Source organism: Natrinema sp. H-ect1 (assembly GCF_041821105.1).
GTDB lineage: Archaea > Halobacteriota > Halobacteria > Halobacteriales > Natrialbaceae > Natrinema > Natrinema thermotolerans.
Genome location: NZ_JBGUBA010000011.1, coordinates 62,838 through 85,877 on the forward strand (window position 1 = coordinate 62,838; position 23,040 = coordinate 85,877).

Consider the following 23,040-nt stretch of genomic DNA (forward strand, 5'->3'; position numbering starts at 1 on the left):
ACAATGAGTCGGCGCTCGGCGTTCTTCGAACAATCAAGCGAATGGCCCGCGACTCATCCCCGACCGAGAACGAGAGGCCCCGAATGCGACCGGTCAGCGACAGCGCTGATCGAACGGCGGAGCCGTCATCGGTCGCCGTCCGATGTGATGGTGTGACGCACGAGTACGGGACCGGTTCGAGCGGCGTCGGGTCGACGGCGTCACGAACCGTCACGGCTCTCCGCGATGTCTCGTTCAAGGTGGCCACCGGCGACGTCGTCGGCCTCGTGGGTCCAAGCGGGAGCGGCAAATCGACGGCACTCCACGTTATCGGCGGTCTCCTCGAGCCGAGTGACGGCACCGTCGACGTACTCGGGACGGACCTCACGGAACTCTCTGGAGCGCAGCGAACGCGACTGCGTCGCGATCACGTCGGGTTCGTCTTTCAGCAGTTTCACCTGCTGCCAGCACTCTCCGCTCGAGACAACGTCGCCCTCCCACTGATCGAACGTGGCGTGGCACGGCGCGAGCGGCAGCGGCGAGCGGCCGAGTTACTCGAGCAAGTTGGTCTCGACGATCGAATGGACCACCTGCCGAGCGAGCTGAGCGGTGGTGAGCAACAGCGCGTCGCGATAGCACGGGCATTGGTCGCCGACCCCGAGGTCGTTCTGGCTGACGAACCCACGGGCGAACTGGACACGGGAACCGGAGCGCGAGTCCTCGAACTCCTCGTCGACGTCGCGGACGAACGGACGGTACTAGTCGCGACGCACGACGAGCGTGCGATGGCAGTGACCGACCGCGTTCTGCGACTCCTCGATGGAGAGGTGCGGCAGACGGAGCAGTTCGGTAGTGAGCAATGAGCGGCGATCTCCCCGAACGGAATCGAGGTGGACCTCGCGGCCGCCGGGTTCGTCGGTGGGTCGGACTCTTCCGGATCGCTGTCTACCGGCTGGTGGCACGACTTCGCCGCGTACCGAGACAGACGATCGTGACGGTCGCTCTTATCGCCGTTACGATCGCCCTCCTGGTGATCGTGACCGGAATCGCCGCCGGCATTGCGACCGATTCGCCTGCCGACAGCGAAGCCGACGTTCGTATCGTTCCGGCCGGCGGGGGGACGCTCTCGTCAGTCATCGACGTCGAGACCGCGCGACTCGGTAACGTTCACGAGACGTCCGCGACGCTCGATGAACGCGAGGACGTTGCATACGCGACACCGGTTCTGGTCGAAGCGGTCCGTATTCAGGTCGACGGGAGCGACGAAACGGAGACCGTCCTCGCGATGGGCGTCGTCCCGCCGGCCGAGCCGATCGCGATCGAGGGAGTCTCGACTGCCCCACTCGAGCCGGGGGATCCCCATTTCGCGAACGGAACGTACGACGGCGCTCGGACCGGTGAAGTCGTTCTGACGGACGAAGCGGCCGCCGCTATCAACGCCTCTGAGGGCGATTCCCTCGAGGTCGGAAGTTCGATGGCGGCCGCGACACTCAATCGAGAGGCCACCAGTGGCTCACCCGAGTACACCGCGACCGCTATCGAAGACACGGAAGCCAACGGTGTAAGCGGTGAGCTTCCGATCGTCATGCTTCATTTGAGCGAACTCCAGTCGATATCGGGGGCCGACGACGATGATCTGGCCGATCAGGTACTCGTGAAAACCGGACCGGACGCGTCGACGACTGCGGTCGAGTCGGCGGCGGCGGACGCGTATCCGAACGCGACGGTCCAGGCGGGTGACGACGGCCAGTTGGCGTCGATCCGGAGCAACGATTTCGCGCTCGCGACGAGTTTGGTCGCGTTGATCGTCGCAGTCGTGATCTGTTCGCTATTCGTCGCGACCTCGGCGGCGCTGACAATCGACAAGGACCGGCAGACGATTGCCGTGTTCGCAGCGATCGGCTTCTCGACCCGGTCTAGGCTCGCGATTGTCGCGGTCACGACGTTAAGTCTGACGCTGGCCGGCGCTCTGGTTGGCATCGTCCTTGGAACCATCGGCGTCTCGGTCACGAACTACGTCGCGACGGCGACCGTTGCGCCGGGGCCGATCGCGACGCTCCGTCCCGCGTTCGGACTCTATGCCGTCGCCGTCGCGCTGATCGCCGGCGTCCTCGCACTTCCGTATCCGCTCTACCTCGTCGCACGAACGAACGTCGTCACTGAATTGGGGCGATAAGCATGCGCCGACTACTCACGAAAATGCGCGCGATCGCTCGTCTTACACTTCGGCAAGTGCGTCACGAACGCGGCCGAACAGTGTTCGTCGTTCTCTCGATCGCACTGGCCGTACTGGCCGTCACGCTTCTGGCAAGCGTTGGCCTCGGCGTCCTCCAGACCGGCGAGGAGCGGTTCGATCGGGCCGGTCAGGACATCTGGATCACGGCCGACGGCGTCGAGTTGACTGCGACTGGCGGCATCGAAAACCCGATTACCGATTCCCACCGACTCGCCGCGGACCTCGAGCGACGCGACGACGTCAGGACGGCGTCGCCACTTGCGTTCCACGGCGTCTACGTCGGGACGGAACCGGACGATCTCGAACTGGTAACCGGGCTCGGCGTTCCGAACACCCACGGCGATCTCTCGCTCGAGCGCGGCACCGGGTTCTCGGAGGGGGACAGCCACTATGCGAACGGCACGTACGACGGGCCGATGAGCCAAGAGATACTCATCGATCCACAAACGGCTGACCGATTCGACGTCGACGTCGGCGATACGCTCTACGTCGGCTCGAGTCGCTCGAGTGCCACCGAGCGCGAGTTCGAGGTCGTTGGGATATCCTCGGCGTATTCGCAGTTCCTTGGATCCTCGACGGTGACGATGCCCCTCAGCGAACTACAGACGGTCACGGGAACCACCGGCACCGATCGGGCGACGTACGTGACGGTCACGACGGCGGAGGATGCCAACCGGGCGGCCGTTAGCGAATCGATCCAGCAGTCGTATCCCGAGTACGACGTTCGGACGAGCGAGGAACAGTTCGAGTCGCTGCTGAGTGAGTATCTCCTAATCCTCGCCAGCGGTGCGACGCTCGTCGTGTTAGCACTGATAGCCGGTATCGCCATGACGGTGAACACGCTCGTCCTCGTGGCCGTCCAGCAGCGGGAAGAACTCGCCGCGTTGCGAGCGATCGGCCTGTCACGCGGGTTCCTCGCCGGTCTCGTCGGTGGACAGGGATTGACGCTTGGACTGATCGGCGGACTTCTCGGCCTCCTCGCGACCCCGGTGTTCGCGTTCGGGCTCGATCGCGTCGCCGCACGGGTCGTCGGCTTCGATGACCTGTTGCGGACGCCGCCGGAAGTCTACGTCGGGGGACTCGTTATCGCAGTCGGTATCGGGACGCTCGGCGCGATCGTCGCCGGGTGGCGAGTGGCGCGGGACGCTCGCGTCGATACCCTTCATGTCTGACTCGAGGCGGCGTGAACAACCTCGCGGTCGCTTCGACGGGATTCCGGTCGCCGGACGAGTTCAAGCATGCCATCAAGGAGCGACCCCATCAGCGGGAGCGCAGGGTGGAAGAGGAAATCAGCGTCCACGTCGGACAAGTACCGCGACGATTCCGGCGATGACAGCAACGATCGCAGCGCCGATCCCGACGACCCCGAATCCGCTACCGTCGTTGCCGTCTTCCGAGATCTGCTGGTCCTCATCGGTCACGGGGTCGGCGTCGGTCGACGCGCCGGCTCCCGTCGACGACCCGTCCTGTCTCGGTTCCGGCTCGACGACTGCGAACATCGAGAACGAGTCGGTCCGTGCGTGGAACGTCACCGACTCTCCGTCCGCCGATTCGAGGGTCGTCTCGAGGCGCTCCCAGCCGGTGTCAGTCTCGTGTACGACGACGGCAGCGCTCGGATCGTTCACCTCGTCGCGAGCCACGGTGAGTTCGACCGTCGCCGACGACCGCGAGACGGTATCGTTCGTGGGGGAGATATCGACGGCAGTCACGACCGACGGCGCGGTCGAGGTGGTGTTCTCGGAAAGTCCACCCCTCACTGCATCGGCGAGTTCGGTCGGCGGCTCGTCGTACTCGGCCACCTCGAGTTGGCCCGTCGGCGACTCCGCGTCGAACGTAACCGTTTCGACGGTATCGGTTTCGTCGATCGCGACGGTCGTTCCAGCTCGCTCCGAGTCCGCATCGGTTATGTCGGTGACGACCACATCGTCCGTGGAGATGTCGTCGAGGGGGTCAGCAGTAGTATTGTTGCCGCCGGTACCGTTTTCGGTCCCGTCGAGTTCGCCGCTTCCGTCATCGTCGCTACCGCCGCCGGGAAGTCCACCACCGAAGCCGCCGCCCCCGCTCTCGCTGGCCTCGACGGTGATACTAGTCGAAACAGTCCGTTCCGGACCCGAAGGGGAGCGAACGGTAAGCGCCACCGTCTTCGAACCGGGAGTATCGAACGACGTCGTCACCGTCCGGCCAGTCTCGGTCTCGCCCTCGACCTCCCACGTGTAGGTAGCGTTCGCGACGGGCACGAGCCCGGCGGACGCGTTCGCAACGAGCGAGGTTTCATCTCCGACGGTAACGGTACTTGGAGCGTCGATACGGGCGTCGAACGGGGCCTCGTCCGGCCGCTCGAGGGCCCGAACTTGCCCCAGTTCGCGCAGATAGAGTCCGTCGTCGTCGACTGCGAGCCGACCCGTCCGAGGCGACGCTGCACTCGTCCAGAGATGGCCACCCTCCGGCGTGTAGGTCCGGACGGTTCCGCCGGAGAAGGCCGGGTCGGGATCGGTCAGGTACGCGACGTCGTCCGTCGATCTGAGACGGCCCTGATCTCGGAAGGCGGAACGCGTGACGACGTGTAGTCGGCCGGTACTCGTAGCGAGGTCGACCACGTTCGCGGGCCGCCGCCTTTCGGAGAGCCCCTCCGGGGTGAGTCGCGTCTCGTAGTTGCCGTGTAGCGTTTCGTTGAACACGGTGGTCCCGTTCGCGTTCAGGCCGGCGAGATGCGGCCCCCCACCGACGACGACGGTCTCGTCGACGGTCGCTATCGAAGCGTCGCTCACGCGATTCCCGGTCCAGAACGCCGATTCGTGCCATCGTTGCGTTCCAGTCGTCGCGTCGAGCGCCCGGACGGTAAGCGGGCCACTGCCGAGGAGTTGCCCGTCTTCGAGGTAGTAGGGGCTCTGCCCGGCGACGTACACGGTCCCGTTCTCGGCGACGAGTCCGCGGGCGTTCTGTTCGAAGCTGTCTGGCGTCTCGAGCAGGCTCTCGAGCGTTGCGTTCCACGACGCGGTCCCGGTACTCGCGTCGTATGCGGTGACTCGTTGGGAACCGGTAGTGACGATCGTCCCGCTCTCGGTGTCGAGCGCGATTCGCTCCGGCGGCGTTTCGATCGTGGTGTTCCAGACCGGGTCGCCACTCGCCAACTCGCGTGCGGTCAGCATCGGTTCGGGTCCGTCAGCGGTCTCCGCGACGCTTACGACGTATACCCGGTCGTCATCGACGACGGGATCGCCCAGGAGGGAGTCGCCCGGCTCGGCCCGGCCGAGACGCGTCGACCAGACGGTCTCGCCGGACGCGTTCAGACGCTTGAGGACGCGATATGACGCTCGGTCTCCGTTGGACGAACTCAGGTTGAAGTGGGTCACGATCGCCCCGTCTGCGGTCGTCGTCGCGGACGATATCTGCGCGTATTCCTCGTCCTCGTCCCGGTTGCGGTCGGGTCTGAACGACCACAATCGTCCGCCGTCGTCGGCATCGAACGTCGTCAGTTCGCCCTCATTGACGGCGTAGACGTGCCCATCGACGACATCGAACTCGCCCGTCGGCAGCCTCTGTTCGAGGGGCAAGCCACCCGCCGGTGGTCTCGGTTCGAATTGCTGGTCGCCGTCATCGATCGGCAGCTCGGCCGTCCAGTTCTCGGCGGTCCGCGAGGCCAACACGGAGAGGTTCCGCGTCGCCGTCCACCCCGTCTCGTCGGTGACGGTGGCCCTGACCGTCTGATAGCCGCTGAACCGGTAGTCACGGGTCACGTTCGCACCCGTTACGGTCGTCCCGTCCTCGAAGCGCCACGCGATCGAGGAGACTGCGGGCTCAAGGTGAGTCGCGTCGAAGACGGCGGTACCGTTGTCGGTCCGATCGACCGGAACCGTCCCGGTCCAGTCGAACCACGGAGAGAGCGTCGCGGCGACGCGACGCTCGTCGGTCGCCACCCACCCGGATGGAGTCTCTGCGCGGTACGAGACGTTGTGAACGCCCGGACTGAGGGAAACGGTCACGTTCGTCGCGTTCCGGACGGTATGGTTCGGGAGCGTCCACCTGCTGGCGGCCACGTCGCCGACGGTCCGTGCCGTGTAGGTCACGTCGGCACCTGCACGGACCTGCTGCGGGCCGTCGAGCGTCGTACTGATCGACGCTTTCGGTAACGTGGCGGCGATCAGTTCGTTCGGCGCGTCGTACCCCTCGCTGCCGACGACGTAGAACGTGTCTCCAGTCGTCGCGACGTCGTTCATTTCGTCGAGTCCGTAGTACTCCCAGATCGGGGAGGAAGTGCCGTTCGCAACCGTCGACAGGCCGTACTCTCCGCGCGCGAGGAGGACGTTTCCGTCCCGTCCGAGAGCCGATTGGGGAGTGTCAGTGATGCCACCCGAAGCCGCGGCAACGACCCGGCCGGTCGTCTCGTTCGCGCGAACGATTTCGCGGCGAAACTCGATCATCACAAGTGCGACGATGAGAGATTCGAATGGGTTCTCGAGTCGCAGTTCTAGATGAAAGCTCAATACGTTTGGGGCGGCCGCTCGAGTATCTCGAATATTTCCTTCGCCCGATACTCCTTGTTGCGATCTTTGCCCGTCACTTCCTCTAAGATTCCTTCGTCTTCCAAGGTGTCAATCGCACGGTAGGCGGTCGATCGCTCGATGTCGAGCCGCTCCGCGACCGTTTTGGTCGTTACGTACGGCTGCTCGAAAAGACTGCACGCTAAGCGATTCCTCGCGTATTGGACGCCACCGTACTCCTCCTCGTAGCTGCGTCGTAGCTCGTCTAGTGCCAACGTTCGGGTAACGGACTCCTCTGCCTGCTGGGCAACGCCTTTCACGAAAAATGAGATCCATTCTTCCCAGTCGCCGCGGGATCGGACAGCGTCCATGCGGTCGACATACGTGGCTTTGTTCCGATTGAAGTATTCGCTGAGATAGAGGTTCGGGCGCTCGAGAAGGCCGCCATCGTACAGCTGAAGTGTGATAAGCAGACGTCCGAGTCGTCCATTCCCGTCACCATACGGGTGGATCGTTTCGAACTGGTAGTGGAAGAGCGCGATATCTACGAGCGGGTGATAGCTCCCGCCAGTCCGGTAGTAGGTCACCAGAGCGTCCATCAGCCCGTCAACTTCGCCTGGAACCGGTGGCAGAAAGTCTCCGAGGTGGTTTGGAACCGTCTTGTAGGCACCGATCGTGTCGGTATCGACGCGGTCGTCCGGAACGTCCGTGAGTAGCGTTTCGTGAAGATCGTGAAGAAACGAAACAGAAATCTCTCCCCCGTTGTCGAGTATCTCAATACCGTCTTCGACAGCTTGCTCGTAATTGAGGACTTCCTGCGTGTCCTTGGTATCTGTGTCACTCGTTGGTTCGATAGAATATCCGTCCTCGGCTTCGTCGAGACTCCGCGTCTCGAGGCTGTAAAGAGCATTATAGTCGACATCAGCCCCCTCGATCTCGGCAGATTCCATCGCTTCTTTCCGTAGAAGCGACGTGTAGAGGACGGGCGGAAAGTCAAGTTCGAGACTGACACCGCTGAGTTTGCCGAGCCAAAACGTGGCATCGGCGAGTAGGTCGTAGAAGTCCCTATTTAATGCGAGGTCGCGCGAGGGCGGTAGTGGATCCGGCTTGTAGTACGACTCTCTCCCGTAGGAGATGAGCTCGCCAGGTGCCGACTCTTGAACTTCCGTCCCCTCCATGCACGTAACTGCTCTATTGATCCGTCATAGTTGAATCTAACGGTCCTAAATGCAAATAGTGGCCTCATTGATCTGGCATAGGCGAATCCAGTGACATCGAATGCAAACAACGATCTCAGAAGGGGGTCTCGTTGTGTATCAGTGGATTGTATGCAGCTACGATCTAGCGTGAGTTCTTGCAGTATGCCGTGTCCGCGAACTCACTTTTCGAGGACAGCAATAAGTACAGCAGGTTCATTTAGCGAGGCAGGGTATGATGATGCGACGATTAGAGAGTCGCCAGCAGCGGCGAAGCTGAACGCTCACGTTGCTGGTCACGCTGTCAGTGTTCCGTTTGTCGAGCAGTCGTTCGACCCACGGTCACGGCACTAACACCTCCTCGTTCGAGCCCCGGACTCGGCAATCTGAGGCAGTAGGCTCGCCACCACGCGGAGAGGTACTCCGACGCGACTCGCTACGACTCCATGTCGCTCCCCACCGTCGAAAAAGCGGTGGGTCGAGTTGGTTCCGAGTGGCGCAATTTTGCCGAGATTCGAGAGAAGTGCGTGCCAGCTAATAGAACAATAGGTAGAATAGTTACAATAGAAAGAATGGATATAATAGGAGAATTCCGCTGCTCGTTGTGAGAGCTGTTGCAAAATCGGTCCAACAGCCAGCTACAGTTAGCCTCCCTAGGGACGAGAAGTAGGGTAGGTTCCCTTACCAGGCACACAATCTACAATAGGTACCTTTCTAGCACCACCTTCCCAACCTATCTCACCTACCTAACCTATTGAACCTACTCCACCTATTTCACCTGCTGTGTCTACCCAACCCATTTGAGTTGCAATAGGTAGAATTATCCTTCAGGAATGTAATACGGTCTCAATAGGTTGAGACGGGACCTTCCAAGACAATAGGTTCCTATTGCGAAGCAACAGAACGAGCAAATATAACAATGAATGAGTCAACAGCCGAACCACGCGCCGTCAGCGTGGTCATTCTGAAAGGCGGTGTCGGGAAATCTACAACCTCGATGAACCTCGCGCGCCAACTCTCCGAGCGCGGGACGACCCTGTTCGCCGACCTCGATCCGAACGGTCACGCGACGAACGGGCTCGGCTTCGAAGAGGCATACCAGAGCGAGACCAATCTCGGGGACGTCATCCTCGAGGGGTCGGCGACGCCACACGACCTGATCCGCTCGACCGACCACGGATTCGATCTGCTACCGTCCTCGAACACCCTCGAGGACGTCGAGAAGGATCTCGCCGGCGCGATGCAGGGCTCGGCACGGATCAAGTCGAAAATCGTCGATCCGCTGCTCGGTGACGAATACGACTACGTGGTCTTCGACTGTCCGGCGTATCCGGGAATGCTCAACAACAACGCCCTCGTCGCGACGGGGAACGTCATGATCCCGATCGAGCCGGGCTCGAGCGCGATCGGCGGCTACAAGCGAACGATGGAACGACTCATCGAACCGGCACGGGAGTACATCGACGTCGACGTGCTGGCGGTCATCCCGAACAAGCTCTCGGACCGGATCGACCAACAGACCGAGGATCGAGAACTCCTCGAGAACCTCAACACGGCGACCTACGAGGTCAACCCCGGACAGCCGCTCCAAGAGGCGGTGCCCGACTTCGCCCGGATCACCGCCGAGGAGTTCGACGCGATCGACGCCGGCGAGACGAGCCCGCCGAAGCCGGGGATTCGCCATCGGTCGGCCCTGTCGCGGTCGCTCCAGCATAACCAACCGCTTCAGGATTACGATCCGGAGAACGACCAGATTCCGTATTACGAAGAACTGGCTGAGATCGTCGCTACTGGAGGGGTGCAACGATGAGCAATCCGTTCGACGATCTCAAGGCAGACGACGAAGAGACCGAGACGGCCGACTCGACCACCGAGACCGAAACGGAGTCCAACGCAGAATCGCCACCAGGAGAAACCGATGAGGCCGCTTCGAAGCCGACGGCGTCCGACTCGAGTCCGAACAACGAGCCGTCTTCGGAACCATCACCCGACATCGAGTCCGCTGCAGAGAGTACGACGGACACGACCGACGAACCGGCGTCACCCGCGGAAACGGGACCGGCGTTCGAATACAGCGAGGTCAAACAGAAGCCGTTCTACGCTCGCACCGAGACGGTCAACGAGTTCGAGAACGCGATCCGAACGACGATCGTCCCGACACTCGCTGAGGCGGACGTTATCGACGAGGAAACCCGAGAGATTCACGACGCCGTCCTCCGACTCGCAAACGAGGAACCCGAACGGATCGCCGAACTCGTCCTCGAGGAACGGCGACAAGCAGGAGAGCAGTGACAGTCCCCAGCCGCTGAACGGCATGGCTTTCTACGGGGGCGGCCGACTAATGGAACCTCCAGACGACGGTTCTTGGAACGATCGACAACGACAGTCCGTGACCCGCTCCGGACCTACTGGTCCGGTGTGAGAAGAGCGTCCATCTCGGAGAGATCGAAAAGCGACCAGTTATCGTCGAGTTCGTCGGAGAGTCCGTCGACGAACCCGCTCCTCGAGAAGAGCGCGAACTCCTCGGTACGCGTGTCCGGTCCCCATCGAACGCGGGTCGCTTTGTCGCGCAACGAGTCGACGAGCGCCGGGCCGACCGGATCCGACGTCCATTTGCATTCCGCGAGCAGTACGCGGTCGTCCTCCGGCGCGAGACCGACGATGTCGATTTCGTCTTCCCCGTACCACCACCGACCAACCTCCGAGTAGGGCCCGAGTTCGTCGCGTCGGATCGCCTCCCACACGGCTTCCAGACAGACGTCCTCGAACGTCGACGCGACGTGATCGGGAAGATTCGGCTCGATAGTCCCGTCGTAGACGACACCGGGAGCCTCTTCGATACTGGATCGGTTCGGCTCGACGAATCGGAACCAGAACCGCAGGAACTCGTCCGCGACCCGATACCGCGAACGCTTCGATTGCTTGGCAGAGGCGGTCACTGGGACGTCACGATCGATGAGCCGCAGTCGACGTAACGTCTGCAGGTACTTCGACAGCGGTCCCGACCCGATACCCGTCGCGCCGGCAATCTCGTTTGGCGTCGTATGGCCCGTTGCGACGGCCTCGAGAATGCTCATGTACCGGGCGGGATTTCGCAACTCCGTCCGGAGCAGGAATTCGGGTTCGTTGTACAGGACAGCCGTCGGCGTCAAAATATGCGACCGGACGTTTTCGGCGAGCGACCGTGTATAATCGAACAAGGTGAGGTACATCGGCGTCCCGCCCGTGATCGCATACGAGCGAATCGCGTCGTCGATGTCGTATGCGATGACATTTCGAGCCTGCTGGAAGGAAAACGGCTGGAGGTCGATCTGTCCCGTACGGCGACCGTAGAGCGGACTCTCGTGACCGAGAACCTCCGACTCCATGGTGCTGACGCTCGAGCCGCACAGAACGAGCATCGACTGCGTCGTCTGCAGGTGTTCGTCGACGAACGACTGAATGTACGACGGGAGCGAGTCGTTCTCCGCGACGAGATAGGGGAACTCGTCGATGACGACGACGAGTCGTTCCGTCGCGAGTTTCTCGGCGAGGTAGTCGAAGGCCTCGTCCCACCCCCCGATGCGCGGAACGCGATCGTCGTAGTGGCCGGCGATTTGCTCGACGAATTTCTCCCGCTGGCGGTGTTCGGCCTCCTGCGACGCGAGGAAATAGATGTGCGGCCGGTCGGAACAGAACTCCTTGAGGAGTTCGGTCTTCCCGACGCGGCGGCGCCCGTAGACGACGTAGAACTCGTGGCCCGGCGACTCGAGTGCCGTTTCGAGGGCGTCGAGTTCATCGACCCGGTCGTAGAAGGTCATACTCTGGATAATGATTATCGCGATAATGACTTATGCGTTTCGTCACTCGCGCCCCGCAATGGTGGGCTGACACCGATCGAATCGTCTGGCGACATCGACCTGACTTCCGTAGCGAGGAACAGTTCGTCAAAGCGTGTAACCAGTCCAAGGAGATCGAACGGCAACCAGACCGAGGGCCGTTTCCGGTAGCTCGATCCTATATTCCGGGAGATTTCCGCCCACCACAAAAGGATAGGTGCAATAGGTGCAATAAGTGAAATAGATTGAACAGGTATAAAAGTCAGAACAGTTGTAATAGGTGAACGGATGGCTCCGACTCGTTTCTCCCCCTTCGGAGTACTCGAGCAGTAGGACACCGAGACGGCACCAATATGGCACGGCCCAACAGTACCGAAATTCGAAGCGCAGGTCTTGTTGAATCTCTCGCTGAGAGACGTAACAAATATGTCCGCAGTTCGATTTGGAGAAAGTATTTGAATGGCAGTTCTACAACATATAGTATGAATCGTCGTCGGGTCCTCGCTACGCTCAGTGCCGCCGTATTCGGGACTGTAGCGGGCTGTACTGAATCATTGTCGTTTGGAAATGATCCCCCTGATGCCGAATCAGTTATCACGAGTTACCACTACGAGGAAACCGAGTTGGTCGTCCAACTCAGCGAGGAGTTCGACATTGAGCAGGCCAGCATCTACGATTCCTCGAGCGATACACAGTATGCGACTGTAGAACAGCCACCGTCGAACTGCCGGTTTCAGGTGGTGTTCCCCGACCGCCTAGAGACGTACGCCACGAAATCACTCCATCTCGAGGTGAAAACGGCTAGGGGGACGGTCACCGAGTGGATCTGGAAGGGACCCGCACACGGTTACACGTCCGCTGTCGACGTCGGACCAGAAGGGCAAGCCCAGTTCGATATCACGAATCAGGGCGAAACGCCGCTACTCGTTCGGTTCGTCGCTATTTCCGGGGACGTTCCCAATCCGACAGTTGATCCACAGCACGAATCGTTCGACCTCTCGGCGCTTGGGTTTGGGCCGGGAGTACTGGGAACCGGGCCGAGTCGCCCACAGTCCCCGAACCGTTCGGATTTAGTCGTTTCACCGGGGGAGACAGCACCGTTCGAGACAACGTATGCACCCTTTGCGGTTCCTGAGGACAGCAACGCCGAGTGGGGCGGAACGGATCGGACCGGAGAAATCACAATTGTACAGGGGTCTGGTGGGAGTACGAAGTACGACTTTACCTACCGCCTTGACGAGCAAGAATAAGCAATATTTACTGACACCTACCGCTGATAAAATAGACCTGCGCGATCTATTCAGCTGCTTTTCTGAAACCGATCACCGTCTGAGGGGTTCAACAAAGGAGAAACACACCAATACCGACTGCGACTCCGTATCGAACCGCGTTGAACACATCGATAACGGGGTGTCCTGCAAGGAGTGCAGACGGAACCCGGTGCCGAACACTTCGATAGAGGTGTGTGGTCAGGTGGAAACGAAAGTCGCAGTTTCTGAGGGAGAGACTAGCATTCATACGAGATGAAAAGTAAACAGGGTAGTCAATAATCATAGTATATGTGAGAGTCAGTCAGTCGATCCTCAGGCAGTGAGAACGCGAATTACACATCGATAGGGGTGTGTGTCGACGGACCGGCTGGCGAACCAGCAGGTCAGTTCTCGTTTCGGACCTGTGCTTTGACGACGCTCGAGACTTCGTCCGCCGAAACCGTGTCAATACGTGAGTCCTCCCGAAGCGTTTCAAGGATCGTTTCGGGGCGCTCGCCGAACTGGAACTCGAGGAACATGCCAGAACTCGGACCGTGACTTCGGCGTTCGAAGTCGACGAGCGAGTACGTCGTCATCTCTTTCATCTTGTTGACGTAGGTTTCCTGGTGGTACTGCTCGGCGTCGATCGCGTCGGTGAGGAACTGGTATACGCGGTAGCCGGTCGTACTCCGGGCGGACTCGTCGTCAGTTTCGGCGGCGACGGCGGCCGTCGCGTAAAGACAGAGCTTCTTCTGGGTACTGATCCCACGGACGACCTCGAGGACGCGGTTCTTCTCGACCTTGTCCTGGGCCTCACGAACGTGGCCCTCGCGAACGCGCTCGTCGCCCTCCCGTTCCGCGAGTTCGCCGGCGACGCGCATCAGATCGATGGCCTTGCGAGCGTCGCCGTGGGTCTGGGCGGCGAACGCCGCCGCCAACGGGATGACGTCTTCGTCGAGAACATCGTCGTAGAAGGCATCCCGCCGCCGGCGGAGGATCGACTGGAGTTGGTTCGCATCGTAGTCGTCGAAGTGGACGTCTTCGGGCGTAAAGGAACTCAGGGCTCGGCTCCCCACTGACTCCATCATCTTCGTGTCGTTCGAGATCGCGACGACGGAGACGTGAGCGGTGAGATCGTTGTTCGCGCCGGCTCGAGAGAGCTGATAGAGAAGCCGGGAGAACGCCGGCTCTTGCTTGTCGCGTCGGCCGACGAGCATGTCGAGTTCGTCGAGGACGAACACCGCCGAGTCGAAGTTCTCGTTGACGATCCGATACAGTTCGTCCCACTTTTCCTTCGTCGCGACGCCGTGTTTCGGGACGTCGACCTCGACGCCGGCTTCCTCAGCGGCGCGACTCGCCAGTTCGTAGACCGCAACGCCGAGCGTATCGAGATCCTGGCAGTTGACTTCGATCGTTCCGAACCGAATGTCCCGCGTCTCACAGATGGTGCTGATGTTTTTGCAGACGGCTTTCGTGATGAGTGACTTGCCGGTGCCGGAGGGCCCGTAAAGAAAGAGGTTCGGCGGCCGGTTGTCGCCGAGCGCGACGCGAAGCATCTTCGTGACCTCCTTGAGTTGCCGGTCGCGGCCGACGATACGCTCTTCCGACACGATGTGGTTCGGATCGAGGAGCGATCGGTCGCGGATGAGTCCGTCCTGGTGATCGAACTCGAGTAACATCTCCTCGATCGTCTGTGCGTCGCCGTTCACCGGCGGTTCGTCCGCTCCAGAAGTGATCTCCGAACGGGGAGAAGGAGACTCGTCCGGCGATTCGTCCGTTGATGTCCCCGTCTCGTCCCGAGGAGCATCAAAGTCGTCCATACGATGGACCATACAGAGGAGGGACAAAAGTGTTCCCACCGCTATCGATGTGTATTTCATCGGCTGAGTCGACGAGGTCGGAATATTTCACGTCGTGTCGAACAAGGATCGATAGAAGAAGAATGCGAGCGACGAAGTGTTCCGGCGGAATACATCGAGACAGACACCCCTCTATCGATGTGTTCGAAGTGTCGAAGGGGTGGGGGTGGTCAGCGACTGCGATTAGTACTGGAGAGCCTAGAGAGCATTGAAAGCGCATGAAATCACTGGAAAAGGTGGAAGGACGCTTTAGCAGTTGTCTCTTCTTCTTTACTACTACTACAATACTAGTCTAGGACTAGACTAGGGACCCCTACACCCCTTTATCGATGTGTTGGGATCTCATCGATGTGTTCTGCTGCCGTTCGACTCCACTTCCGATACCGCAAAACGTTCTTCAAACACAGAACCGTCTTCAGTCATCTCTTAGACCGCTTCTTAGCCCACATCCTCGAGGAAGTGTGTCTTTTCTTCTCGTCCGCTCGTTCATTTTCACCGTTCCACGAACACTTCGAACACATCGATAAAGGGGTGTCTCTGTCTCCCCATCCGGCCGTTCCCTCTCGGACAGCACCCTCTCGAACGAAACGGGTTGATCGGAAACAGATCGATAGAGGGGTATCCCGCTTCGCTCGAGTTTTCTCGATTCGTTCCTCATCGATCAGTCGTTCGGACTCAAGATATCCGTGAGCGACTCCCAGAGACACTTCGATAGAGGCGTGTCTGATAGCTCTCTCACGTAGCGCCGAAGGCAGTTTGGTTCCAGCGCCTTAACCAACAGTAGTCTTCTCTCCCTCTTTGTTGGTTAAGACCATACGTTCGGTAGCATCAATCGCGAATACTGCCAACAAACCGGGCGTAGGACCGGCTAACGAGGTCGGTCGGCTCCAGACCCCCCCACCGATTCAATCGTAACCGCCGTGGGACCAAACACACCACCCATTCAGACGTTCCGCCGTTCGGAGGGAGACAGACACCACTGATTCAATCGTTCTGGACCGAGAGTAACGGATAGGACAGTTGTGAAACGAGAAGTCGTCTGTAGAGCGGCGGACAGAGAGTGATCCTACGGAAAGTCAGAACATCGAGATTTGATGTGGATGTTTTGAAGAAAATTAACCAACAAAGTCCCAGAAGTGTTGGTTAACAGGAACACCCACACCCCGTGTGCGAGATGAAATTGAGAAAGAGGCGGGAGACGGAAAGCAACGAGTCAGACCGAGAAACCGCTAAACAGACGATTTTACGGAAAAGATCCTCTGGGAAGACTAAAACAACAACGGATCTCTATTAGGGAAACTTTTACATAGATACTCTGTCAACAGGAACCGCACTAGGACTACAGTCAGCCGAAACAAAATAGTATACGTTGTGATGTGAGCTATCTGCTCAGGTGTTGGACGGGAGTTTCTCTCGTCCTGTTCTTCTGTATTCTCCTTTTAGATTGGTTCTTCCGCCTATTCTTGTACTTTCTCCGATTTTATCGGACCGACTTATTCGTCAAATTCATCTCGCACACGGGGTGTGGGGGTATCCATTATCGAATTCTACAGAACTACGGTAGCTCACATCGCTCTCTTGATGATAGCACCAATAAACCCCCTCTCAACGCACGTTTCATATCGCACACGGTGTGTGCCTTCTTCAGATCGTCCTGAGCTGAGCCACCTTTCCACTCCAAGCTGGATTTCATTTCGCACACGGGGTGTCCCCGCTCGACCCATCTCTCATACGGGGTGCCCGTGTTGCTGGACCAAGGAACGATCTCGTACACGGAGGGTATTCATTTGACATTCCCAGCTAATTCACTTCGCACACGGGGTGACCCTACTTAACCCACTATTCAATTCATCTCGCACACGGGGTGTCCGTACGGTCGGTTCAAGTAAAACGAGGGCCGCGCCGGCGGGATCTACTACGAGTACGAGCCGCTGGATGCAGCGCTGTCGACGCTCGAAAACCTCCATATGAGCGACGAACTCGATCTCGAGTCCTTACGGCAGAAAGCACGGGAGAACGGACTGATCTGACAGTAGAGATTGGAATAGTTTCTCTATCCAGAATCGGTCATAAGCTTCATAGGCAGTACAGGTGAAGCACAGACCGCTCAGTGCAGAACAACACGTTCCGGATTACGTGGGTAAACTCATTTGGTTGCGTTTGCGCCGCTCAGTGAAGGAATACGCAACCATGATAGCGAGTGTGAAGCTAATTAGACCAGTAACTGTCTGACTTGATCCGAGTAACAGTACGCCGCCACTGAGCAGCAGTACTAGACTCCCGATATGCAGGTAACCAATTGTGTCCATACCTATTGGAGAATGAACATGCCGGGAGAAAAGTGTTTGGATAAATGAGATGTCCGAGAATTACGGTAGAGTCGGATAGGAGATTGCGAACCAGCGGTAAGTACAGGTGAAGGACTTACCGCTGCGGTCGGATTGTAATCGTAGCACCCGCGAACGAGCGAAGCAAGTAAGCGGCCTTATTAGGGTTCTAACGCGTAGATCCCTGAATCCGTAGATATGATGATGAACTCATCCACTGCAAAACCATGTATCACTTCGTTCGGTGTCCATGTTTGAGCCACTTCACCATCCGAACCTACCTGATGTAGTTCTTTTTCAGTTCGAACAAAAAGTGACTCTTCCGAACCTACTGTGCCTTCACCGACAACTTTCCACGATTCTACATCACTACCGATGTCCGTGTCCCAAAGTTCAGTCCCTTCCTCTAATCCAAATGCAGACACTTCTTGTTCACCGTATCTACCAACGTATATTCTATCACCATAAATTCGCAAATCACCTCTACGTCGAGGACTTCTCATCTCTTGCTTCCATTGTATGTCCCTTTTAGAAATATCTACTGCGTACAGATAGGTATCATCTTTCATGAATACAGAATTAGATGAGAACTCGAGAATATCCAAAGAACCCGACGGCTTCGACAGGTCTACTCGCCACCGTTCTTCGCCATCAGTAATTGCAATAACAGTCCCATCATCCGTCGCATATACGACACCATCAAAAACATCATGCACTCTGTAGTCATCGACTTGCCCATAACGCCATTGCACACTCCCATCATCTGCATCCAGTGCAACGACGACCTCGTCGCTACCCTCCTGCCTCCTGACATAGACCATTTCAAAAGTGTCCTTAGCGGCAGTGTCGAAATAGATATATCCTACACCTGAACATAAGAGATCACCTTCACTGGCATCAATAACTTTGATATCTGTGACATTTTGCACGTAGGCAGCGCCCTCAGCGACATGTGTGAGTGACCCTTCAAGTGTGCTGTGGCCCTCAGATCCTGCCCAACGCTCTGTTCCATCAAACTCAATTGCGGACACCCAACTGGTTACATCATTATTTGTTTGGTAATAAATGGCGTCCTCTATAGTCAAATTACTGTTCCCTTCATGCTGATAAGCAGTAGACCCATGAGCCCACTTCCGCTCTCCATTCTCTAGATTAAGAGAAAATACACGCCCAGAGATATCCGTTTCTTCTCTAAGTTTCTCTTTCTTCCTGTCATTATGTGGATATGATTCGAAACCGTAGAGTGTCCCCTCTGACACGGTCAAATCATCTCCCGGAATCTCATATCTCCACGTAGGGTTATCGAATCCAGTATTCTCGGTAGTGCTGTCGTTGTTTGGTGACTCGGTAGTACTGTCGTTGGTGGGTGACTCCATACAGCCAGCAATACCCATTGTGCTGGTCGCCAGAAGTACGGAACGACGTTTCATGCACTCAAATCTCAATAGAGTTGATAAATGCTTTCGGGCGATTATCTAGGCACCGTTTAGTTAGCGCGGTTTGAGAAGTGAGCAGGTCGTAGAGTTGGTTTGGAACGACGCTCGCAGACCTGCTTAGCGAGAGCTACGCAGCGGAGTTTGATGAATGTGGAGAGCGTTAGCGGACGGCGACGCCCATTAGGTCGTTTGCTATTCCTATTGCACCTATTAAAACTATTTGAAACATTCTACCTATCGGACCTATTCTATAGTTCATTCCGACTGTTCGGAATCGACGACGACTAACAAGCCAGCTCGAAGCTCACCGCTGTTCCCACACCCGCCAGCGCCAACGACAGCAACCCCAGTACGATCGCTGTAACTTGGCAGGTCGAGTTCGTCGAAGGCTTTCATTAGGCCCCCTTCGTCGTCGCCTTTTTCGCCTTCGGCTTTCGTCCCTGCGTTTCCCAAGCACGGAGTAGCACGCGGACCAGTATCGGGACCTGCGTCTTCCCGCGGAGACGCTCGAAAAAGACTTACCTTGAGGCCGACCGCACCGCCCAGTCTCCCAGCGGCAGGGAACTGAATCCAGCTCCGTCAGGGCAGGCCGTCGCGAAGCTCCTCGACGTCGTCGGGGTCGTGGCCGCAGTACACGTCGGCGTCGGTCCGGCGCTCGAGTTCTTGCACGCGCTGGAGACTTTCCTCCCAGTGCCGCTTGCTCCAGAGCAGTTCCCCGCCCATCGGGTGTTCCTCGTCGTAGTTGGCCCGCGTGTACGCCTGATCGCCGGTGAACACGACGGTCCCGTATCCGTCGATGTCGATACGCGTGCCCATCACGCCCGGGGTATGGCCCGGTAGGTGGAGGAACTCGACGTCCTCGAAGTGGGTCTCGGTATCGCCGTGGACGATCCGCCAGTTGAGGTCGTGATCGAAGTCGCTGGGCACGTACGCGCTCGAGCCCTGTTCGGTCTTGGCGGAGTAGTAGGCGTATTTTATCTCTTGCTCGTGGACGAACACCGGGACGTCGGTGCCGGCAAAGCGATGGAGGCTCCCCGCGTGATCGAGGTGGAGGTGTGTCTGGACCACGGCGTCGATGTCGTCGACGCTGTACCCGACGTCCTCGAGCGCGTCGGGGAGCGGATGCTCGTCGGCGTCGTGGTGTTCGAAGGCGGCGTATAGTTCCGCTGGCCAGTAGCCGTCCCCACACTCGGGGTGGGACCCGGTGTCCCAGAGGATGGTCGCCTCGGGGTGGTCGATAACGAGGTTATACACTGGCCCCTCGATCATTTCCACGTCCGGGTTCGGATCGGCGGCCGATCCCATCGTCTCGTTTTCGATGAGGAAGTTCCGGTCGGTTCGAATCGATCCCCTATCGACGAGACTGATGGTAGCATCTACCATGGTGTCTCCTAACTATAGTTTCTCTGTTAAACCTTTCTCCGATTTTTCACCTTACCTTTTTGTTACCGTCTGCCGATGTGTCATTTGTTACCTCGCCGAGCGAGTGAATCACCGGAGAAACCAATGCTACTACATCACAGACACCCATGACACGAGGACAACGCTTGGACGCGTACCATTTCTACGAGGATGACTGGGACAGTTACGAGCAGTTGCGGGAGGCGTTCGAGTGGGAGGTACCCGACCGGTTCAACATGGCGACGTACCTGTGTGACCGGTGGGCCGACGACAAGAGCCGCGTCGCACTGTTTGCCGAGGATGCAGCAGGCACCGAAGAGACGTACACCTTCTGGCAGATGCGAAACGTGACGAATCGGCTCGCGAACTATCTGCGGGCCCAGGGCGTCGAGGCCGGCGACCGCGTGGGTGTGAACGCGCCACAGCGGCCGGAGACGGTGTTTGCCCATCTCGCCGCCTGGAAACTCGGTGCGATGTCGGTCCCTCTCTCGACGCTCTTTGGCCCCGACGCCGTCGAGTACCGCCTCGAGGACTGTGACGCCGTCGCGGCCGTCGTCGACGAATCTAATATCGAGAACTTCCGGGAGGCCCGCGCGTCACTGTCGGATCTCGAGACTACGCTGACCGTCGGCGATGTAACGCCGGATGAGGCGGCCGGTGAAGCGGCCTTCTGGAACGCCATCGACGACCACTCACGGGAGTTCGACACCGTCGAGACGGCCGCCGAGGACGACGCCATCCTCATCTATACCTCCGGGACGACCGGCGATCCGAAGGGCGTACGCCACGCACACCGGCTGGTACTCGGTCATCTGCCGCTTTTCGTCACCACCTTCGGGAACATGGATCTTCAGGACGGCGACGTGTTCTGGACGCCCGCCGAGTGGGCCTGGATCGCCTCTCTGTTCGACGTGGTGATGCCCGCGCTCTACTACGGGAAGCCGGTCGTCGCCTACAACGGCGGTCAGTTCGACCCCGCGTCGGCGTTCCGACTCATCGAACGGTACGGCGTCTCGAACTTCTTCGCGCCGCCGACGGCCCTGCGCATGATGATGCAAGTCGATGACACCGATCGGTTCGACGTGGGGACGCTCAGAACCATTGCCAGCGGCGGCGAGTCGCTGGGCCAGTCCATCGTCGACTGGGCACAGGACACCTTCGGCGACACCGCCGTCCACGAAGGCTACGGACAGACCGAAGCGAACATGCTCGTCGGCGACTGCACCGCCTTAACGGAGTTCCGCGAGGGCTATATCGGCCGCGCCGGTCCCGGTCACGAGGTGACAATCGTCGATCCAGAGACGGCCGAACCGACCGTCGAGACGGGCGAGACCGGCGAGATCGCCGTTCGCTACGAGGACAACCCCGTCTGCTTCGTGGAGTACTGGAACAAACCGGGGAAGACGTCGGGCAAGGTGCGAAACGGCTGGCTGCTCACCGAGGACCTCGGGCGGATGGACGAGGACGGCTACGTGGCGTTCGTGGGGCGGAAAGACGACGTGATCATCTCCGCGGGCTACCGCATCGGGCCGGAAGAAGTCGAGGACAGTGTCGCCGGCCACGAGGCCGTCGCAGACGCCGCGGTGATCGGCGTCCCCGACGACGAGCGCGGGGAGGTGCCGAAGGCGTTCGTGGTGTTGACCGCCGACGCCGAACCGAGCGACGACCTGCGAGAGTCGATCCGCCAGCACGTCCGCGACCGGCTTGCGAAGTACGAGTACCCGCGCGAAATCGAGACCGTCGACGAACTTCCCAAGACCGCCACCGGCAAAGTCCGGCGGGCCTCGCTGCGAGACCACGAGGAGAGCTGACGGACGCGGCGGCCGTCACGAGTCGTGTTCCGAAAACGCACGGCCGGCGTCCTCGGCCATCTCCTTTGCCTCGATATGCGAGTACGACTGCCGAACCACCTCCTCGCTGTTATCCAGAAGTCGAGCAGCGGCGGTAAAGCCCCGCTGGCGAACCATGACTTCGCCGGCTCCCCGTCGGCCACCGTGCGGTGCGAGATACCCGTGTTTATCCTCGAGTCGAATCCCGGCCTCTTCACACAGTCGCCGCATGATCCGTCGAGCGCCGTCCGTGTTGATCGAGGGCGGTGTCAGTTCGTACTCCCGGAGCGCATCGAAAACGGCGATCTGACCGGTCAACCCGTCGACGAACTCCTCTATCTCGGCTGCCGACCAGCCGTGTTCGTCCCGTAATCCCGTCCGAAGCGTCTCATAGAGCGTCGGAAGATGAAACGTGGGGAAGACCGGCCAGTCTCCCCCGGCGGGATCGAGCAATCTTTTGTATCGCGACATAGGATTTATCGTCTGCTCCGTCAGTGATCGATCCGACCAGTCTTGCTTTTTGGCGAGAACGGTCATCGTCCGATCCTCGAGCGAGACGTCGTCCCACCTGAGGCCGTTCCGACGGTCGTCTTTCGGATCCGCGAAGATCTCGCCGCCGCGGACCCCGGAGTAACAGAGAACGTAGACGAGCGCCCGATCGCGGAACTCCCGGACGGCGTCGAGGCCCTTCTCGTCGGCCGCGTTGTGTGCGCGTTCGTCGACGTAGCGCGTAATCCGTAATCTGTGGTCGTCGGTCCAGGCCTGTTGATCGCCCGACCGTCGACCGTCGGTCTCCGGGAGCGGTTCCGTGGCGACGTTGCGCTGGGCGTAGTTCGCCTCGAGGAGCCCCTCGCGGACGCACCAGCCGACGTACGCGCTGACCTGCGCATAGTACGTCTGAACGGTCCCCGATGCGAGGTCTCGGCTCGTCAGTTCTCGTGCGTACCGTCGGAACGTCCGTTCGTCCAGGTCGTCGAAGGTTCCGTTCGAGTCGGGATCGGCCGCGAGCCACTCGAGGAAGTCCTCGACACAACGCTCGAGGTTCCGTCGGTAGTTCCCGCTTTCCTCGCCGCCTTTCGATTTTGATCGAAGGAACGCCTCGAGCGGCTCTCCGACCGGTGTCGATTTGGAGGTAGTCACGCTCGATCACCCTCGAGACGCCGGTTCCTGCCGAGATCCATCGTTCGTGATTCCCAGAGGGAGTGGATACTCATAAAACTACACTTGA

14 protein-coding genes are annotated in these 23,040 nt (G+C 59.3%); 7 read left to right on the top strand and 7 right to left on the bottom strand.

What is annotated here, in order from left to right:
* Nucleotides 1-41: 41 nt before the first annotated feature.
* The 3 genes from ACERIM_RS16770 (at nucleotide 42) to ACERIM_RS16780 (ending at nucleotide 3,387) form a co-directional block, all read left to right on the top strand.
* Nucleotides 42-842, top strand: coding sequence for an ABC transporter ATP-binding protein (locus ACERIM_RS16770; protein ID WP_373633528.1), 801 nt, complete (start codon nucleotides 42-44; stop codon nucleotides 840-842).
* A gap of 128 nt (nucleotides 843-970) precedes the next feature.
* The gene (locus tag ACERIM_RS16775) at nucleotides 971-2,155 is read left to right on the top strand and encodes an ABC transporter permease (RefSeq protein WP_373633529.1); all 1,185 of its coding nucleotides are present in this window, start codon (nucleotides 971-973) and stop codon (nucleotides 2,153-2,155) included.
* A gap of 80 nt (nucleotides 2,156-2,235) precedes the next feature.
* Entirely contained in the window at nucleotides 2,236-3,387 is a 1,152-nt protein-coding gene (locus ACERIM_RS16780) for an ABC transporter permease (protein WP_373633530.1), read from the top strand.
* 117 nt (nucleotides 3,388-3,504) lie between these two features.
* Here ACERIM_RS16780 and ACERIM_RS16785 read toward each other — a convergent pair whose 3' ends face one another.
* Both ACERIM_RS16785 and ACERIM_RS16790 read right to left on the bottom strand, forming a co-directional pair.
* Nucleotides 3,505-6,636: a PQQ-binding-like beta-propeller repeat protein gene (locus tag ACERIM_RS16785; protein WP_373633531.1), complete on the bottom strand. Its 3,132-nt coding sequence runs from the start codon at nucleotides 6,634-6,636 to the stop codon at nucleotides 3,505-3,507.
* 59 nt (nucleotides 6,637-6,695) lie between these two features.
* The gene (locus tag ACERIM_RS16790) at nucleotides 6,696-7,874 is read right to left on the bottom strand and encodes a Fic family protein (protein ID WP_373633532.1); all 1,179 of its coding nucleotides are present in this window, start codon (nucleotides 7,872-7,874) and stop codon (nucleotides 6,696-6,698) included.
* A gap of 937 nt (nucleotides 7,875-8,811) precedes the next feature.
* Here ACERIM_RS16790 and ACERIM_RS16795 point away from each other — a divergent pair.
* Entirely contained in the window at nucleotides 8,812-9,702 is an 891-nt protein-coding gene (locus ACERIM_RS16795) for a ParA family protein (RefSeq protein WP_373633533.1), read from the top strand.
* Nucleotides 9,699-10,184 (top strand): hypothetical protein, encoded by a 486-nt coding sequence (locus ACERIM_RS16800; protein WP_006648138.1) that lies wholly within the window; start codon nucleotides 9,699-9,701, stop codon nucleotides 10,182-10,184. The genes ACERIM_RS16795 and ACERIM_RS16800 overlap by 4 nt, the downstream gene beginning before the upstream one ends.
* Before the next feature lie 113 nt (nucleotides 10,185-10,297).
* Here ACERIM_RS16800 and ACERIM_RS16805 read toward each other — a convergent pair whose 3' ends face one another.
* Nucleotides 10,298-11,692 (bottom strand): ATP-binding protein, encoded by a 1,395-nt coding sequence (locus ACERIM_RS16805; RefSeq protein ID WP_373633534.1) that lies wholly within the window; start codon nucleotides 11,690-11,692, stop codon nucleotides 10,298-10,300.
* A 500-nt stretch (nucleotides 11,693-12,192) separates the two neighbouring features.
* Here ACERIM_RS16805 and ACERIM_RS16810 point away from each other — a divergent pair, with 500 nt between their 5' ends.
* Nucleotides 12,193-12,960: a hypothetical protein gene (locus ACERIM_RS16810; protein ID WP_049905409.1), complete on the top strand. Its 768-nt coding sequence runs from the start codon at nucleotides 12,193-12,195 to the stop codon at nucleotides 12,958-12,960.
* A 404-nt stretch (nucleotides 12,961-13,364) separates the two neighbouring features.
* On the opposite strand, the gene ACERIM_RS16815 is transcribed toward ACERIM_RS16810, so the two are convergent.
* From ACERIM_RS16815 to ACERIM_RS16825, 3 genes are all read right to left on the bottom strand, one after another.
* Nucleotides 13,365-14,780 carry an orc1/cdc6 family replication initiation protein gene (locus ACERIM_RS16815; protein WP_373633535.1) on the bottom strand — a complete coding sequence of 472 codons (1,416 nt, stop codon included), beginning with the start codon at nucleotides 14,778-14,780 and terminating at the stop codon, nucleotides 13,365-13,367.
* Nucleotides 14,781-17,307: 2,527 nt separating this feature from the next.
* Nucleotides 17,308-18,576: a PQQ-binding-like beta-propeller repeat protein gene (locus ACERIM_RS16820; RefSeq protein WP_373633536.1), complete on the bottom strand. Its 1,269-nt coding sequence runs from the start codon at nucleotides 18,574-18,576 to the stop codon at nucleotides 17,308-17,310.
* Nucleotides 18,577-19,161: 585 nt separating this feature from the next.
* On the bottom strand, nucleotides 19,162-19,965 hold the full coding sequence (locus ACERIM_RS16825) for an N-acyl homoserine lactonase family protein (protein WP_373633537.1): 804 nt from the start codon (nucleotides 19,963-19,965) through the stop codon (nucleotides 19,162-19,164).
* A gap of 146 nt (nucleotides 19,966-20,111) precedes the next feature.
* On the opposite strand from ACERIM_RS16825, the gene ACERIM_RS16830 reads away from it, so the two are divergent.
* A complete protein-coding gene (locus ACERIM_RS16830) occupies nucleotides 20,112-21,794 on the top strand; it encodes an acyl-CoA synthetase (protein ID WP_373633538.1) in 1,683 nt (560 codons plus the stop codon).
* Nucleotides 21,795-21,809: 15 nt separating this feature from the next.
* Here ACERIM_RS16830 and ACERIM_RS16835 read toward each other — a convergent pair whose 3' ends face one another.
* Nucleotides 21,810-22,952, bottom strand: coding sequence for a tyrosine-type recombinase/integrase (locus ACERIM_RS16835; protein WP_373633539.1), 1,143 nt, complete (start codon nucleotides 22,950-22,952; stop codon nucleotides 21,810-21,812).
* Nucleotides 22,953-23,040: the final 88 nt, after the last annotated feature.

What these genes read in the sequence shown, in the direction of transcription:
- ACERIM_RS16770 (WP_373633528.1), top strand. Translation starts at nt 42, where the DNA reads ATGGCCCGCGACTCATCCCCGACCGAGAACGAGAGGCCCCGAATGCGA.
- ACERIM_RS16785 (WP_373633531.1), bottom strand. Translation starts at nt 6,636, where the DNA reads ATGATCGAGTTTCGCCGCGAAATCGTTCGCGCGAACGAGACGACCGGC.
- ACERIM_RS16790 (WP_373633532.1), bottom strand. Translation starts at nt 7,874, where the DNA reads ATGGAGGGGACGGAAGTTCAAGAGTCGGCACCTGGCGAGCTCATCTCC.
- ACERIM_RS16795 (WP_373633533.1), top strand. Translation starts at nt 8,812, where the DNA reads ATGAATGAGTCAACAGCCGAACCACGCGCCGTCAGCGTGGTCATTCTG.
- ACERIM_RS16800 (WP_006648138.1), top strand. Translation starts at nt 9,699, where the DNA reads ATGAGCAATCCGTTCGACGATCTCAAGGCAGACGACGAAGAGACCGAG.
- ACERIM_RS16805 (WP_373633534.1), bottom strand. Translation starts at nt 11,692, where the DNA reads ATGACCTTCTACGACCGGGTCGATGAACTCGACGCCCTCGAAACGGCA.
- ACERIM_RS16810 (WP_049905409.1), top strand. Translation starts at nt 12,193, where the DNA reads ATGAATCGTCGTCGGGTCCTCGCTACGCTCAGTGCCGCCGTATTCGGG.
- ACERIM_RS16815 (WP_373633535.1), bottom strand. Translation starts at nt 14,780, where the DNA reads ATGGACGACTTTGATGCTCCTCGGGACGAGACGGGGACATCAACGGAC.
- ACERIM_RS16820 (WP_373633536.1), bottom strand. Translation starts at nt 18,576, where the DNA reads ATGAAACGTCGTTCCGTACTTCTGGCGACCAGCACAATGGGTATTGCT.
- ACERIM_RS16825 (WP_373633537.1), bottom strand. Translation starts at nt 19,965, where the DNA reads ATGGTAGATGCTACCATCAGTCTCGTCGATAGGGGATCGATTCGAACC.
- ACERIM_RS16830 (WP_373633538.1), top strand. Translation starts at nt 20,112, where the DNA reads ATGACACGAGGACAACGCTTGGACGCGTACCATTTCTACGAGGATGAC.